The organism is Blastococcus sp. SYSU DS0619, from assembly GCF_054051035.1.
On record NZ_JBJHAM010000035.1, the window covers coordinates 1 to 15,108 of the forward strand.

Annotated in this window: 19 protein-coding genes; 17 read left to right on the forward strand and 2 right to left on the reverse strand. The window is 73.7% G+C overall.

Translation table 11 applies throughout. The features are described from left to right. Positions 1-163 precede the first annotated feature (163 nt). From ACI79T_RS20680 to ACI79T_RS20720, 9 genes are all read left to right on the forward strand, one after another. The gene (locus tag ACI79T_RS20680) at positions 164-1,039 is read left to right on the forward strand and encodes a branched-chain amino acid ABC transporter permease (RefSeq protein ID WP_456611974.1); all 876 of its coding nucleotides are present in this window, start codon (positions 164-166) and stop codon (positions 1,037-1,039) included. Further along, positions 1,039-2,856 carry a branched-chain amino acid ABC transporter ATP-binding protein/permease gene (locus ACI79T_RS20685; protein ID WP_456611975.1) on the forward strand — a complete coding sequence of 606 codons (1,818 nt, stop codon included), beginning with the start codon at positions 1,039-1,041 and terminating at the stop codon, positions 2,854-2,856. The genes ACI79T_RS20680 and ACI79T_RS20685 overlap by 1 nt, the downstream gene beginning before the upstream one ends. Further along, positions 2,853-3,575, forward strand: a complete 723-nt coding sequence (locus ACI79T_RS20690) for an ABC transporter ATP-binding protein (RefSeq protein WP_456611976.1) — start codon at positions 2,853-2,855, stop codon at positions 3,573-3,575. The genes ACI79T_RS20685 and ACI79T_RS20690 overlap by 4 nt, the downstream gene beginning before the upstream one ends. 27 nt (positions 3,576-3,602) lie before the next feature. Then, a complete protein-coding gene (locus ACI79T_RS20695) occupies positions 3,603-3,962 on the forward strand; it encodes a histidine triad nucleotide-binding protein (RefSeq protein WP_456611977.1) in 360 nt (119 codons plus the stop codon). Between the two features lie 47 nt (positions 3,963-4,009). Then, a complete protein-coding gene (locus tag ACI79T_RS20700) occupies positions 4,010-4,831 on the forward strand; it encodes an enoyl-CoA hydratase/isomerase family protein (RefSeq protein ID WP_456611978.1) in 822 nt (273 codons plus the stop codon). A 135-nt stretch (positions 4,832-4,966) separates the two neighbouring features. Next, positions 4,967-6,076 (forward strand): PhoH family protein, encoded by a 1,110-nt coding sequence (locus tag ACI79T_RS20705; protein WP_456611979.1) that lies wholly within the window; start codon positions 4,967-4,969, stop codon positions 6,074-6,076. Between the two features lie 5 nt (positions 6,077-6,081). Further along, positions 6,082-6,585, forward strand: coding sequence for an rRNA maturation RNase YbeY (ybeY, locus tag ACI79T_RS20710; protein ID WP_456611980.1), 504 nt, complete (start codon positions 6,082-6,084; stop codon positions 6,583-6,585). Positions 6,586-6,619: 34 nt separating this feature from the next. Beyond that, on the forward strand, positions 6,620-7,975 hold the full coding sequence (locus ACI79T_RS20715; RefSeq protein ID WP_456611981.1) for a hemolysin family protein: 1,356 nt from the start codon (positions 6,620-6,622) through the stop codon (positions 7,973-7,975). Positions 7,976-7,981: 6 nt separating this feature from the next. Then, positions 7,982-8,314, forward strand: coding sequence for a cytidine deaminase (locus ACI79T_RS20720; RefSeq protein ID WP_456611982.1), 333 nt, complete (start codon positions 7,982-7,984; stop codon positions 8,312-8,314). Here the strand turns inward: ACI79T_RS20720 and ACI79T_RS20725 are convergent. After that, the gene (locus tag ACI79T_RS20725; protein WP_456611983.1) at positions 8,311-8,820 is read right to left on the reverse strand and encodes a hypothetical protein; all 510 of its coding nucleotides are present in this window, start codon (positions 8,818-8,820) and stop codon (positions 8,311-8,313) included. The genes ACI79T_RS20720 and ACI79T_RS20725 overlap by 4 nt on opposite strands. Before the next feature lie 217 nt (positions 8,821-9,037). Here ACI79T_RS20725 and ACI79T_RS20730 point away from each other — a divergent pair, with 217 nt between their 5' ends. From ACI79T_RS20730 to ACI79T_RS20750, 5 genes are all read left to right on the forward strand, one after another. After that, positions 9,038-9,235 carry a hypothetical protein gene (locus tag ACI79T_RS20730; protein WP_456611984.1) on the forward strand — a complete coding sequence of 66 codons (198 nt, stop codon included), beginning with the start codon at positions 9,038-9,040 and terminating at the stop codon, positions 9,233-9,235. Positions 9,236-9,317: 82 nt separating this feature from the next. Further along, positions 9,318-10,232 (forward strand): GTPase Era, encoded by a 915-nt coding sequence (era, locus tag ACI79T_RS20735; protein ID WP_456611985.1) that lies wholly within the window; start codon positions 9,318-9,320, stop codon positions 10,230-10,232. A 13-nt stretch (positions 10,233-10,245) separates the two neighbouring features. Continuing rightward, entirely contained in the window at positions 10,246-11,040 is a 795-nt protein-coding gene (recO, locus tag ACI79T_RS20740; protein ID WP_456611986.1) for a DNA repair protein RecO, read from the forward strand. After that, positions 11,030-11,794, forward strand: a complete 765-nt coding sequence (locus ACI79T_RS20745) for an isoprenyl transferase (RefSeq protein ID WP_456611987.1) — start codon at positions 11,030-11,032, stop codon at positions 11,792-11,794. The genes recO and ACI79T_RS20745 overlap by 11 nt, the downstream gene beginning before the upstream one ends. Before the next feature lie 142 nt (positions 11,795-11,936). After that, complete coding sequence (locus ACI79T_RS20750; RefSeq protein ID WP_456611988.1) at positions 11,937-12,200, forward strand: hypothetical protein; 264 nt, start codon at positions 11,937-11,939, stop codon at positions 12,198-12,200. A gap of 59 nt (positions 12,201-12,259) precedes the next feature. On the opposite strand, the gene ACI79T_RS20755 is transcribed toward ACI79T_RS20750, so the two are convergent. Then, complete coding sequence (locus ACI79T_RS20755; protein ID WP_456611989.1) at positions 12,260-12,685, reverse strand: Fur family transcriptional regulator; 426 nt, start codon at positions 12,683-12,685, stop codon at positions 12,260-12,262. A 60-nt stretch (positions 12,686-12,745) separates the two neighbouring features. Here ACI79T_RS20755 and ACI79T_RS20760 point away from each other — a divergent pair, with 60 nt between their 5' ends. The 3 genes from ACI79T_RS20760 to ACI79T_RS20770 all read left to right on the forward strand — a co-directional run bounded on the left by ACI79T_RS20760 (position 12,746) and on the right by ACI79T_RS20770 (position 14,910). Then, complete coding sequence (locus ACI79T_RS20760; RefSeq protein WP_456611990.1) at positions 12,746-13,021, forward strand: antibiotic biosynthesis monooxygenase family protein; 276 nt, start codon at positions 12,746-12,748, stop codon at positions 13,019-13,021. A gap of 24 nt (positions 13,022-13,045) precedes the next feature. Then, a complete protein-coding gene (locus ACI79T_RS20765) occupies positions 13,046-13,441 on the forward strand; it encodes an HNH endonuclease (protein ID WP_456611991.1) in 396 nt (131 codons plus the stop codon). A 71-nt stretch (positions 13,442-13,512) separates the two neighbouring features. After that, positions 13,513-14,910 (forward strand): glycine--tRNA ligase, encoded by a 1,398-nt coding sequence (locus tag ACI79T_RS20770; RefSeq protein WP_456611992.1) that lies wholly within the window; start codon positions 13,513-13,515, stop codon positions 14,908-14,910. Positions 14,911-15,108 lie beyond the last annotated feature (198 nt).

The following is a 15,108-nucleotide window of genomic DNA, read 5'->3' on the forward strand; positions in this document are numbered from 1 at the left end:
TTGTGGTGGCGGCCGGGCCGCCCCGCCCCGCCCCCGCCCCCCCCCCCCCCCCCCCCCCCCCCCCCCCCCGCCCCCCCGCCCGGCCCCCCCCCCCCCCGCCCCCCCCCCCCGGCGGCGTGTCGGCTACCGTGCCCGGGCACCCACGACGAGAACAGGCAACGCTGTGCAGCAGCTCCTCAACGGCATCTTCATCGGTTCGATCTACGCGTTGTTCGCCATCGGGTTCACGCTGGTCTTCGGCATCCTCGACCGGCTGAACCTCGCGCACCCCGCGGTCTTCGCCGCCTCCGCCTTCGTCGGCATCGAGCTGGTCGAGCGGGGTGGTCTCTCCCTCTGGGCCGCGCTGCCGATCGTGTTCGTCTTCGGCGCCGTCCTGGGCCTGGTCATCGAGCGCGTGGCGTTCCGGCCGCTCAAGAACCGGCCCGACGCCCACTTCGCCGGGCTGATCTCCTCCATCGCGCTGGCCGGCATGCTGATCGCACTGCTGCAGTGGCGGTACGGCCCCGACACCCGCCGCTTCCCGCCGGGCTCCTTCCCCGACACCCGCTACGAGGTGTTCGGCGCCCAGGTCACCCTCGTGCAGCTGGTGATCCTCGTGGTCTCGCTCGCCCTGATGGTGGGGCTGACCTACATGGTCACCCGCACGCGGTTGGGCCGGGGGATGCGCGCGGTGGCGGAGAACCCGACGGCGGCGCGGGTGCTCGGGGTGAACGTCGACCGGGTCACCGCGGTCACCTTCGCGATCTCCTCGGCGCTCGGCGCGGTCGCCGGCGTGCTCTTCGCGATCAACGTGAACACCGCCCAACTGGGCATGGGTGCGGCGATCGAGCTCAAGGGCCTGGCCGTGATCATCGTCGGCGGCATGGGCTCGCTGCCCGGCGCGCTGATCGGCGGGCTGCTGCTGGGCCTGGCCGAGGTGTTCGCCGTCCAGTACATCGGCTCGTCGTGGGTGAACGTCATCGCGTTCGGCCTGCTGTTCGTGATCCTGCTGCTGCGCCCGCAGGGGCTGCTCGGCGCGCGGAAGGTCCGGGAGGTCTGATGCTGGACCAGTACGCCACCACGCTGACCTTCATCGCGCTGGGCGCGATCTTCGCCTACTCCTTCTACGCCGTCCTGATCGCCGGGCAGCTCAGCCTCGGCCAGGCCGGCTTCGCCTCCCTGGCGGCGTTCTCCGGGGCCTACCTCGCCCCCAGCGGTGCCGACGTCGGCGACGTCGCCGCGCTGCTGATCGCCGTGGCGATCGGCATGTCGGTCGGCGCGATCGGCGCGGTCGTCCTCGGCCTGCCGACCATGCACCTGCGCGGCGTCTTCCTCGCCATCGCCACCCTCGGCTTCGCCGAGGCGGTCCGCGTCGTGCTGCTCAACCAGGAGTGGACCGGCGGCGCCCAGGGGCTGGGGGTGCCCCGCGTCCTGACCGTCGGCATGGCCTGGACCGCCCTGGCGCTGGTGGCCTACTGGTTCTGGCGGATGGGGCGCTCGCGCTACGGCCGGGCCCTGGAGGCGATCCGCGAGGACGAGCTGGCCGCCCGCTCCATGGGCATCGACGTGGGGCGCCACCGGCTCGCCGCGTTCGTCACCGCGGGCGCGATCGCCGGGCTGTACGGCGTCCTCTACGCCTACTACGTCCGGCTGATCGCCCCCAACGACTTCGATTTCGTCGCGGCCGTCGAGGGCCTGGTCACCGCGGTGGTCGGTGGCTCGACGATGTTCCTCGGGCCGCTGCTGGGCAGCGGGTTCCAGACGATCGTCCCGGAGATCCAGCGGGCGGTCGGGGTGGAGGCGGGCTGGATCCGGCCGTTCCTCGCCAGCCTGCTCCTGCTGGTCGTCATCCTCTTCCTGCCCGGTGGTCTGGCCAGCCTGCTCCCGCGCCGGACCCCGATGCCCGCAGGCGCCGGCGACGACACCACCGGTCTGGCCGGCCGCCGGCACCCCGCGGCCGGCGAGCCGGTGGTCACCCTCGCCGGCCTGGGCAAGGAGTACGGCGGCGTGCACGCCGTCCGCGGCGTGGACCTGGAGATCCGGGCCGGCGAGGTCGTCGGCCTGATCGGCCCCAACGGGGCCGGCAAGACGACCCTGGTGAACATGATCAGCGGGCTGGTCCCGCCCAGCTCCGGCAGCGCGACCGTGCTCGGGACGTCGATCGGCAGCACGCCGGTGCACCGGATCGCGGCGGCGGGCGTGAGCCGCACGTTCCAGCACTCCAAGCTGTTCAACCGGCTGTCGGCGCTGGAGAACGTCCTGGTCGGCGCCCACCTCGTCAGCCGGCCGACCTTCCTGCGGCGGCTGCTGTGGCTGCCGTCCGCGCGCCGCGACGAACGGGCCGCGCTGCAGCAGGCGGCGCGCTGCCTGGAGCGGGTCGGGCTCACCGAGCTCGCCGCGAGCCGGGCGGAGGCGCTGTCCTACGGCGACCAGCGCCGGCTCGAGATCGCCCGTGCGCTGGCCTCCGACCCGTCCCTGCTGATCCTGGACGAGCCGGCCGCGGGCATGAACCACGTCGAGGCGGGCCGGCTGTCCGAGCTGATCCGGTCGCTGGCGCGGGACGGGCTGACCATCCTGTTCATCGAGCACAACGTCGGGATGGTCCTGCAGACCTGCACCCGGGTCGTCGTGCTGAACTTCGGCGAGGTGATCGCCAGCGGTGCGCCGGACCGGGTCGCCGCCGACCCGGCGGTCATCGAGGCCTACCTGGGCTCGGCCGAGGACGACGAGGGCGGCGGCTCGATCGCCGGGGGCACCGGCGTGGACCCGACCGCGGCCGGCGCCGACGGCGTGCCACCGGACGCCGTCGCCAACGTGCGACCCGGCGCCGCCGGCACCCTGGACACCCCCGACACCACCCCGAGGGATGCGACATGAGCGACCCGATCCTCACCGTGGAGGAGCTGCGGGTGACCTACGGACGGGTCGAGGCCGTCCGGGACGTCTCCTTCCGCGCCGAGCAGGGTTCGCTGGTGACGCTGGTCGGGGCGAACGGGGCCGGCAAGTCCTCGGTCATCAACGCCGTCTCCGGCATGCTCCGCCCGGCCGGTGGGCGGATCACCTTCGAGGGCCAGGACATCACCCGGACGCCGGCCCACAAGCTGGTGGGCCGGGGGCTGGTGCAGGTGCCCGAGGGCCGGCAGATCCTCGCCACGCTCACCATCGAGGAGAACCTCCAGATGGGCACGTGGCACTCGGGGGCCGGCGGTGCCCGCTCCGTCGACGCGATGTACGACCGGTTCCCGGTGCTGGCCGAGCGGCGGGCGCTGCCGGCCGGCGCGCTGTCCGGTGGCGAGCAGCAGATGCTCGCCATCGCCCGCGCCCTGGTCGCCGAGCCCACGGTGATGCTCATGGACGAGCCGTCGATGGGGCTGGCCCCCAAGATCGTCGACGAGGTGTTCCGCGTCATCGAGGAGATCCGCGCCTCGGGCACCACGGTCGTGCTGGTGGAGCAGAACGCCCGCCGGGCGCTGCGCGCCGCCGACCACGGGTACGTGCTGCAGAGCGGGGAGGTCGTGCACGCCGGCCCGGCCGGCGAGCTGCTCGCCGACGAGCGCATCGTGCAGGCCTACCTGGGCGTCGAGAGCGGTGGCTGAGGGCCCGGTCCGGTTAGGGTCGACGGCGTGACCGACTGCCTGTTCTGCCGCATGGTCGCCGGTGAGATCCCCGCCGACGTCGTCCACCGGACCGACCGGGTGCTGGCCTTCCGCGACATCAACCCGCAGGCCGCCACGCACGTGCTGGTCATCCCCACCGCCCACCACCCGACCGCGGGCGCGCTCGCCGAGGCGGACCCCGCGCTGATGGGGGAACTCGTCGCGGCCGCGCACGCGGTGGCCCGGCAGGAGGGGCTGGTCGCCGGGGAGGGCGCCGAGCCCGGTTACCGGCTGGTGGCCAACACCGGCCCGGCCGCCGGTCAGACGGTGCACCACGTCCACCTGCACGTGCTGGGCGGCCGCGACCTCGGCTGGCCGCCGGGCTGACCCCGCCGGCCGTCGCCGGCGGGCGGTCCGCCTGACAAGGTGGGTCCATGACCGAGAGCACCGCGCCCCTCCGCATCGAGCGCGACGGGGACGTCGCCGTCGTCGTCCTGGACAACCCGCCGCTGAACCTGTTCGACGCCGCGACGTTCGACGCGATGGAGACGGTGGCTGGTGAGCTGGTCGCGCTGACCGACCCGTCGCGGGCGGACCGCGCCCGCGCCGTGCTGGTCGAGGCACGCGGCAAGGTGGTCTCCGGCGGGGTCGACGTGACCTACTTCCGCGACATCGCCGAGGGGCCGGAGCCCGCCCGGGTCGGCGGGGAGCTGTGGGCCCGGCTGCTGCGGGTGGCCAACGCGTTCGAGGACCTCCCGGTCCCGACCGTGTTCGCCGCACACGGCCTGTGCCTGACCGCCGCCTTCGAGCTAGCGCTCTCCTGCGACATCCTGCTGGCCGCGGAGAGGGCGTCCTTCGGCCTGGTCGAGATCGTCGTGGGCCTCACGCCCTCGATGGGCGGGCCGCAGCGGCTGGCGGAGCGCGCCGGTCCCGCGCGGGCCAAGGAGCTCGTCTACACCGGCGAGCGCTACCCGGCCGCCGTCCTCGAGCGCTGGAACGTGGTGAACCGGGTGCTGCCCGACGAGGGCTTCGCCGAGGCGGCCCGTGCGTACGCGCACCGGGTCGCCGCCGGCCCCACCGTGGCGCACGCGGCGACCAAGCGGCTGGCGTCCGTCGCCGTCCGGGAAGGCGCCCGCGCGGCCGACGCCCTGGTGCCGGAGATCTCCGGCCCGCTGTTCGCCACCGAGGACCTGCGCGGTGCGGTCGCGTCCTTCCTGACAGACGGGCCGGGGAAGGCCACCTACACCGGCCGCTGACCCGGATGGGCGAACGGCGATTCGGGTCGTCCTGCGCGGGTAGAGTCGGTCGGGTCCCTAGTGCGCTCTCCGCACACCGCCGTCGCAGGAAGGCAGGGTCGAGGGTTCTTGCCCGACACCTCCCCGAACGTCCCCGTGCCAGGTGCTCCCACGTCCCGTGAGGCATCGGCGCAGGCCGCCGCGGCGGACGGCGCATTCGCCGATCCGTCCCCTCCATCCACCGTCCGGGCCACCCTCACCGTCCCCGACGGCATCCCCATGGTCTCCCTGCTGGGTTCGGCCGACGAGCTGCTCCGGCTCGTGGAGGCCGAGGTCGACGCCGACGTGCACGTGCGCGGCAACGAGATCGCCGTCACCGGGCAGCCGGCCGACAACGCGTTCACCGTGCGGGTCTTCGACGAGCTGATCGCGCTGCTCGGCACCGGGCAGCAACTGCGCCCGGACTCGGTGCGCCGGGTCATCGCCATGCTCAGGGCCGGCGGTTCGGAGCGCCCGGCGGACGTGCTGAGCCTGGACATCATCAGCCGGCGCGGCCGCACGATCCGGCCGAAGACGCTGAACCAGAAGCGCTACGTCGACGCCATCGACACGCACACCGTCGTCTTCGGCATCGGCCCGGCCGGTACCGGCAAGACCTACCTGGCCATGGCCAAGGCGGTGCAGGCGCTCACCACCAAGCAGGTCAACCGGATCATCCTGACCCGGCCCGCCGTCGAGGCGGGGGAGCGGCTGGGCTACCTGCCCGGCACGCTGTCGGAGAAGATCGACCCGTACCTGCGGCCGCTGTACGACGCGCTGCACGACATGGTCGACCCGGAGTCCATTCCTCGGCTGATGCAGTCGGGGACGATCGAGGTCGCGCCGCTGGCCTACATGCGCGGCAGGACGCTGAACGACGCGTTCGTCATCCTCGACGAGGCGCAGAACACCACGGCCGAGCAGATGAAGATGTTCCTCACCCGGCTCGGCTTCGGCTCGAAGATCGTGGTCACCGGCGACGTCACGCAGGTCGACCTCCCCGGCGGCGCGCAGAGCGGCCTGAAGATCGTCCGCGAGATCCTCGACGGGATCGAGGACGTGCACTTCGCCAACCTGACCAGCACCGACGTCGTCCGGCACCGCCTGGTCGGCGACATCGTCGACGCCTACGAGCGGTGGGACGCCACCCGGCAGCCCCCCGGAACGTCCCGGCCGGGTGCGGGTGCACCGGTCCGGCCCACCCGCCCGCGCCGACAGGGGAGCTGACCACCGTGCCCGTCGAGGTCTCCAACGAGTCCGAGATCGCCGTCGACGAGGCCGAGCTGGCCGGCATCTGCCGGTTCGTCCTCGGCGAGATGAAGATCAACCCGATGGCCGAGCTGTCGGTCCTGTGCGTCGACGTCGACTACATGAGCAGCCTGCACGAGCGGTGGATGGGCGAGAAGGGCCCCACCGACGTGCTCGCGTTCCCCATGGACGAGTTCGACGCCGGCCGGCCCGACGACCCCGAGCCCGGCCCCGCGCTGCTCGGCGACATCGTGCTGTGCCCCGCCGTCGCCGTGCGCCAGGCGCGGGCCGCCGGCCACACCATGGACGACGAGCTGGTGCTGCTGGCCACCCACGGGGTGCTGCACCTCCTGGGCTACGACCACATGGAGCCCGACGAGGAGAAGGAGATGTTCGGTCTCCAGTCGACGCTCATCGAGGCCTGGCGCGCCGCTCCCCGCGAGCCGGTGACGGGTGCCCCGGCACGCCAGGAGGCCGGTCCCCGATGAGCGCCGCGACGGCGACGGGCGAGCGGGTCGCGCGATGACCGGAGCCGCGATCACCAGCCTGGTGGTCGCCGTCTGCCTGGTTCCGCTCGCCGGTCTCTTCGGCGCCATGGAGGCGGCTCTCCAGCGGGTCTCGAAAGCCCGGGTCGAGGAGCTGCGCCGCGACGGCGTGAAGCGTGCGGCGGCGCTCGAGGAGATCGTCGCCGAGCGGGCCCGGCACGTCTCGCTGCTCCTGCTGCTGCGGATCGTCTGCGAGATGATCGCCACGGTCATCGTGGCGCTGCTGTTCTTCGACCTGTGGGACAGCACGCTGCAGGCGGTCCTGGCCGCGGCCGGGGTCATGACGGTGGTCAGCTACGTGCTGGTCGGCGTCGGCCCGCGGACGCTCGGGCGGCAGCACGCCTACGGCACGGCGCTGGCCACGGCCGGCGTCGTCCGGCTGCTCGGGCGGGTCCTCGGCCCGGTCGCCACCCTGCTGATCCTCGTCGGCAACGCGATCACGCCCGGGCGCGGGTTCCGCGACGGCCCCTTCTCCTCGGAGGTGGAGCTGCGCGAACTGGTCGACATGGCCGAGGAGCGCGGGGTCGTGGAGTCCGGCGAGCGGAACATGATCCACTCGGTGTTCGAGCTGGGCGACACGATCGCCCGCGAGGTGATGGTGCCGCGCACCGACGTCGTCTGGATAGAGCGCACCAAGACCGTCCGGCAGGCGCTGGCCCTCGCGCTCCGCAGCGGCTTCAGCCGGATCCCGGTCATCGGCGAGAACGTCGACGACGTCGTGGGCGTCGTCTACCTCAAGGACCTCGTCCGCCGGTCGCAGCACAGCGCGGACCAGCGCGGCCCCCGCGTCGAGGAGCTGATGCGCACCCCGACGTTCGTGCCGGAGTCCAAGCCGGTCGACGAGCTGCTCCGCGACATGCAGGCCCAGCGGATCCACATCGCGATCGTGGTCGACGAGTACGGCGGCTTCGCCGGGCTGGTGACCATCGAGGACATCCTGGAGGAGATCGTCGGCGAGATCGCCGACGAGCACGACGCCTTCCAGCGCCCGCCGGTCGAGGAACTGGCGGACGGCTCGGTGCGGATCACCGCCCGGCTGCCCGTGGGGGACCTCGCCCAGCTGTTCGACGTCGAGCTGCCCGAGGACGACGACGTCGAGACCGTCGGGGGCCTGCTCGCCCGCGAGCTCGGCCGGGTGCCCATCGAGGGCGCCGCCGCCGAGGTCAGCGGGCTACGCCTGGTCGCCGAGAGCACCGGTGGCCGGCGCAACCGGATCGACACCCTGCTGGTCTGCCGGCTGCCGGAGCCGTCGGAGGACGGCGACGAGGACACCGACGAGCAGCAGGCGTCGGGGGCCACCCGCGCGGAGCTGCCGGCCGTCGTGGAAGGCTGACGCCCCGTGGCTGAACTGCACCCCGAGGACGCGAAGCTCGTCACCCTCGCCCGGTCGGCGCGCGGCCGCACCGGCGCCGCCGAGGGCGCGGCGGTGCGTGACACCGACGGCCGCACCTACGTGGCGGCGAGCGTGGCGCTGCCCTCGCTGCACCTGTCGGCGCTGCAGGCCGCGGTCGCGGCCGCCGTCTCCAGCGGCGTCGAGGGGCTGGAGGCCGCCGTGGTCGTCTCCGCCGCCGACGCCGTGGAGCAGGAGGGGCTGGCCGCCGTCCGCGACCTCACGCCGTCCGCTCCGGTGCACCTCGCCGGCCCCGACGGGGTGCTGCGGACCTCGGTCTAGCGGGTCAGCGGGACGCCGAGGGCCTCGGCGAAGGCTGCCGGCTCCCGCGCCCAGAACGTGAGCGCCTGCTCGCCGTCGTCGGTCAGGTACCGGACCGAGACCCGGGTACGCCCCGGCCACCACCCGCCGTGCTTCTCCGGGCGCGGCCAGTCGGCCGGCGGTCGGCCGGTGCGCACCGCCTGCACCAGCGCCGACGGGATCACGGCGGACGGGTCGGTGCGGCTGCCCGCGACGTCGAACGAGAGGCCGTGCTCGGACACCGTCACCCGGCGGGTGTTCACCGCGTACACGACGACGCCCGCGACCAGCGCCAGCGGCAGCTCCTCCTGGGCGGCGGGTCGGCCGCCGAGCCAGGCGAAGAGCGCCACCCAGACCACGACGACCGCCACGGCCAGGGCGAGCGCCACCAGGCCGCCGGGCCGGTACTGCCAGTAGCGCAGCGGTGCGGGGACCACGGTGGCCGTCCGCTTGGGCCCCCAGCCGGCGACGAAGCGGTGACCGCGCACCTGCTCGACATGCAGCCTCCGCTCGCGGTCCGCCGCCGCCCGGGGCGGCCGCGACCGGTTTCGCTCTCGTCCTGGCACGGCGGCGATCATCCCAGCCGGCTCCGCCCGGGTGATCCGGGCGTGCCCCGCTCCCGGGGGAGCGGGCTGGCAGCTTTACTGCGCACGCGGTCCCTCCTGCCACTTCCCGGGACGGCGGGGGCGGCGGATGGTCGTGGACGTGACGACGCTGCTGTTCCTCCTCCTGCTCCTGCTCGTGCTGCGGACGCTGGGGCGTCCCGCACCCCGGTCCCGGGAGCCGGCCGGCTCCTGGGCCGCGGTCGCGCACCGGCTGACCGGCGACGTGCTGGCCGGGGTGCGCGTGCTCGGCCGGCTCGCCGCCGCCCGCCGCGAGCGCATCGGCCGCCCCTGGTCCTGACCGTCGCTCCCCGGGGACCCGGGCGCCGCGCGTCGGGATACGGCGCGCGGGGATGTCGGCCGCCGGTGGGAGACTGGCTGCCGTGACCGTCCCTGACCAGCCGTACCGCAGTGGCTTCGTCGCCCTGGTCGGGCGTCCCAACGCCGGCAAGACCACCCTGACCAACGCGATGGTCGGCGAGAAGGTCGGCATCGTCAGCAACCGCCCGCAGACGACCCGGCACGCCATCCGCGGCGTCGTCCACCGGTCGGGCGGGCAGATCGTGCTGGTCGACACCCCGGGGCTGCACAAGCCCAAGAGCCTGCTGGGCAAGCGGCTCAACGACGTCGTCCGCGACACCCTCTCCGACGTCGACGTGATCGTCTTCTGCGTCCCGGCCGACCAGCCGGTCGGCACCGGTGACAAGTTCATCGCCCGCCAGCTGGCCGAGGTCAAGGCGCCGGTGGTCGTGGTGGTCACGAAGACCGACGCCGCGCACAAGAAGCAGGTCGCCGAGCAGCTGATGGCCGCCAGCCAGCTGGTCGAGGCGGCCGAGGTGGTCCCGGTCAGCGCGGTCGGGGGCGACCAGGTCGAGCTGCTCGAGGACCTGCTGATCCGGCTGCTGCCGGAGGGTCCGGCGCTGTACCCGGAGGAGCAGACGACCGACGAGGACGTCGAGCGGCAGATCGCCGAGCTGATCCGCGAGGCGGCGCTGGAGAAGGTGCGCCAGGAGGTGCCGCACTCCCTCGCGGTCACCGTGGAGGAGATCAACCGGCGTCCCGACCCGAAGCGTGCCGGTGCGGAACTGGTGGAGGTGCACGCGCTGCTGCACTGCGAGCGCGCCAGCCAGAAGCCGATGCTGCTGGGCAAGGGCGGGAACATCATCAAGGCGATCGGCACCGAGGCGCGGGCCGGCATGGAGACGCTGCTGGACGCCCGGGTGCACCTGGAGCTGCACGTCACCGTGCTCGGCGAGTGGCAGGACGACCCGAAGAAGCTCAACCGGCTCGGTTACTGAGGCGGCCCGGCTGATGAGCGCGCACACCCCGAAGGCGCTGTACCGGGACGAGGGCATCGTCCTGCGCACCCAGAAGCTCGGCGAGGCCGACCGGATCATCACCGTGCTCACCCGCCGGCACGGCAAGGTTCGGGCGGTGGCCAAGGGCGTGCGCCGCACCAAGAGCAAGTTCGGCGCCCGGCTGGAGCCGTTCACCCACGTCGACCTGCAGCTGTACACCGGCCGCAACCTCGACATCGTCAGCCAGGCCGAGTCGATCCGCTCCTACGGCCAGGAGGTCGTGGCCGACTACCCGGCCTACACCGCCGGCACCGCCGTCCTGGAGACCGCCGACCGGCTGACCGCCGAGGAGAAGGAGCCCTCGCTGCGGCTGTTCCTCCTCGTGGTCGGCGCCCTGCGGGCGCTGGGGGAGAAGAGCCACCCCGCGCCGCTGGTGCTCGACGCGTTCCTGCTGCGGGCCATGTCGGTGGCCGGCTGGGAGCCGGCGCTGGCCGACTGCGCGCGCTGCGGCGAGGCCGGCCCGCACCGGCACTTCTCCGTGCCCGCCGGTGGCACCGTCTGCCCCGCCTGCCGGCCCACCGGCTCGGCCATGCCCAGCCCGGTCACCATCGAGCTGCTCGACGCGCTGCTCACCGGCGACTGGGGTCGGGCCGACGCCAGCCAGAACATCAACCGGCGCGAGGGCAGCGGCCTGGTGGCCGCCCTCCTGCAGTGGCACCTGGAGCGCGGGCTGCGCTCGCTGCCGCTGGTCGACCGAACCGATCCGTCGGCACCGCGCCGGGAAGTGAGCCTGCTCAGTGAGGCGTGAGGTCAAGGCACCCAACCCGCACCCGTCCGGCGCGCGGCCGCCGCAGCTGCCGAAGGACAAGGTGCCGCAGCACATCGCCCTGGTCATGGACGGCAACGGCCGCTGGGCCAAGCAGCGCGGGCTGCCCCGCACCGCCGGGCACGAGGCGGGGGAGTCCTCGCTGTTCGACTGCGTCGAGGGCGCCATCGAGCTCGGTGTGAAGGCGATCAGCGCCTACGCCTTCTCCACCGAGAACTGGCGGCGCAGCCCCGACGAGGTGCGCTTCCTCATGGGCTTCAACCGGGACGTGATCCGCCGTCGCCGGGACGAGATGCACGAGCTCGGGGTGCGGGTGCGCTGGGCCGGCCGCCGCCCGAAGCTGTGGCGGTCGGTGATCCGGGAGCTCGAGGTCGCCGAGGAGCTCACGAAGGACAACGACGTCCTGACCCTCACCATGTGCGTCAACTACGGCGGCCGGGCCGAGATCGCCGACGCGGCGGCGGCCATCGGCCGCGAGGTCGCCGCCGGCCGGCTCAACCCGGACAAGATCGACGAGCACACCGTCGCGCGCTTCCTCGACGAGCCGGACATGGCCGACGTCGACCTCTTCGTGCGCAGCTCCGGGGAGAACCGGACGAGCAACTTCCTGCTGTGGCAGTCGGCCTACGCCGAGTTCGTCTTCCTGGACACGCTCTGGCCCGACTTCGACCGCCGGCACCTGTGGTCGGCGTGCGAGGAGTTCGCCTCCCGGCAGCGCCGGTTCGGCACCGCCTGACGCAGGTCGGCCACCTGGCGGCACGAGCCCGTCGCGGCGCGCCGCACCGGGCGAGAACGCCGTGGGTGGCGGGACGAGGGCTGGGTACCTTCCGGTCCGCCGGGCCGAGCGCGCCCGGCGACGCGCGAGAAGGGCGACCGCCATGAGCCAGCCGCCTCCGGGTCACCGCCCCGCCGGCCCGCCCCCCTCCGACAGTGAGCCGCCGGAGCCCGAGGAGTCCCGCACGCTGCTGCCCTGGCTCGCCGGAGCGGGAGTGCTGCTGCTGGCCGCGCTGGGCATCCTGCTCGCCTTCTTCCTCACCGCCGACGACGGCGACGCCGCTCCGCCGGACCCCGCCTCGACCAGCTCGGCGAGCACGCCGGCGGCCGAGGCCCCGGACGCCGGCTTCCTGCCGCTGGTCCGGTGACCCCCGGCGGGGCGGTCTGCGAGGTCCGCTGATCCGGGTGCCCGGCCCGGCGGCACCACTCAGGCGGTGGTGTGCTCCGGGGAGGCGCCCGGCCGGCCGGCCGCCGCGTCCCGGCACGCGGCGCAGGTGCCGAAGATCTCCAGGGTGTGGCTCACGTCGGCGAAGCCGTGCTCGGCGGCGACGCGGCCGGCCCACGCCTCGACGGCGGGACCGGCCACCTCCACGGTGCGGCCGCAGTCGCGGCAGACCAGGTGGTGGTGGTGCTGTGGGCTGCACCTCCGGTAGAGCGCCTCGCCGGTGTCGGTGCGGATGGAGTCGAGCTCGCCGTCGTCGGCCAGCGACTGCACGGCGCGGTAGACCGTCGACAGCCCGACCGGGTCACCCGCCTCGCGGAGCCGGGCGTGCACCTCCTGCGCGCTGTGGAAGCCGTCGAGGTCGGCGAAGACGGCCTGGACGGCGACGCGCTGCCGGGTGGTGCGGACCATGCGTCCATGGTGACAGGCCCACGTGGGAACGTCTGCGCAGGCCGGACGAGGGGAGCACGGGTGTTCGCGGTGACACGGCTGCGGGTGGCGGAGGCGGACGCGCCGGCGCTGGCGGACGAGGTGGCCCGGCTGCTGGCCGCGCTCGCCACCCGGCCAGGCTTCCGGGACGGCGAGCTGGGCCGTGCGGCCGACGACCCGGCGCTCTGGGCGCTGGTGACCCGGTGGGACGGCGTCGGCTCCTACCGCCGGGCGCTGTCCGCCGCCGAGGTCAAGATCGCCGGTGCGCCGGTCTGGGTGCACGCCGTCGACGAGCCGGGTGTCTACCTCACCGACTGACGCACAGCGCCTAGGGTCGGAGCGGTGGTCAGCCGCACCCGCACCGCCCGGTACGCCCGCCGGCGCAAGCGCCGCAGGGACGCGGTCGAGCACGACCTCAGCGCCGAGCAGTGGAGCGCGTTGCAGGCGGCCTGGGGCGGCTGCGCCTACTGCGGGGCGACCGGCACCCCGCTGCAGCGCGACTGCGTGCAGGCCCTGTCGCGCGGCGGCCGCTACACGCTGGACAACATCGCGCCGGCGTGCGGCTCGTGCAACGCCAGCAAGTGCAACGACGAGGTCACCGGGTGGCTGCGCCGCAAGCGCCTGGACGAGCGCACCTTCCTCGTGCGGCACGCCGAGATCCGGGCCGCCCTCGCGCTGCGCTTCGCCCCCGACCCGGGGCCCGCCGCCGACCAGGCACCGGACGCGGTCACCGACTGAGGACGCCGACGGGCCGGCAACTACCGTGAGCAGGTCAACCGCCGACCGCCAGCCGGATGGAGCCTCTCCGCGTGAGCACCGCCAAGCACGACCCCGCCCGCCTCGACAAGGTCGTCAACCTCTGCAAGCGCCGGGGGTTCGTCTTCCCGTCCGGTGAGATCTACGGCGGTACGCGGTCGGCGTGGGACTACGGCCCGCTGGGCGTCGAGCTCAAGGAGAACATCAAGAAGCAGTGGTGGCGCACCGTCGTCCAGAGCCGGGACGACATCGTCGGCCTGGACTCCTCGGTGATCCTGCCCCGGCAGACGTGGGTGGCCTCCGGTCACGTCGGCGTCTTCACCGACCCGCTGACCGAGTGCCAGAGCTGCCACAAGCGCTTCCGGGCCGACCACCTCGAAGAGGCCTACGAGGAGAAGAAGGGCCGGCTGCCGGAGAACGGCCTGGCCGACATCTCCTGCCCGAACTGCGGCACGAAGGGCGCGTGGACCGAGCCGCGCGACTTCAACATGATGCTCAAGACCTACCTCGGCCCGGTCGAGGACGAGTCCGGCCTGCACTACCTGCGCCCGGAGACCGCCCAGGGCATCTTCGTGAACTTCGCCAACGTGATGGGTGCCGCCCGGAAGAAGCCGCCGTTCGGCATCGGCCAGATCGGCAAGTCCTTCCGCAACGAGATCACGCCGGGCAACTTCATCTTCCGCACCCGCGAGTTCGAGCAGATGGAGATGGAGTTCTTCGTCGAGCCGGGCAGCGACGAGGAGTGGCACCAGTACTGGATCGACGAGCGCACCCGCTGGTACACCGACCTGGGCATCTCGCCCGACAACCTGCGGCACTACGAGCACGCGCAGGAGAAGCTGTCGCACTACTCGAAGCGCACCGTCGACATCGAGTACCGCTTCGGGTTCCAGGGCTCGGAGTGGGGTGAGCTCGAGGGCATCGCCAACCGCACCGACTTCGACCTCTCCACGCACTCGAAGCACTCCGGCACGGATCTGTCGTACTTCGACCAGGCGACCAACACCCGCTGGACGCCCTACGTCATCGAGCCCGCGGCCGGCCTCACCCGGTCGCTGATGGCCTTCCTCGTCGAGGCGTACACCGAGGACGAGGCGCCCAACGCCAAGGGCGGCGTCGACACCCGCACGGTGCTGAAGCTCGACCCGCGGCTGGCGCCGGTGAAGGCCGCCGTCCTGCCGCTGTCGCGCAACGCCGACCTGTCGCCGAAGGCCAAGGACCTCGCCACCGCGCTGCGGCGGAACTGGAACGTCGACTTCGACGACGCCGGTGCGATCGGCCGCCGCTACCGCCGCCAGGACGAGATCGGCACGCCGTTCTGCCTGACGGTCGACTTCGACACCCTCGAGGACGACGCGGTGACAGTCCGCGAGCGTGACTCGATGAGCCAGGAGCGCGTGGGCCTGTCCCAGGTCGAGTCCTACCTGGCCGCCCGCCTCCCCGGCTGCTGACCGGCGGTCCGTCCTCCCCGGCTGCTCTGCCGGCGATTCGCTCTCCGGGCTGCTCTGCCGCCCGCCGCGCCCGGGGGGGGGGGGGGGGGGGGGGGGGGGGGGGGGGGGGGGGGGGGGGGGGGGGGGGGGGGGGGGGGGGGGGGGGGGGGGGGGGGGGGGGGGGGGGGGGGGGGGGGGGGGGGGGGGGGGGGGGGGGGG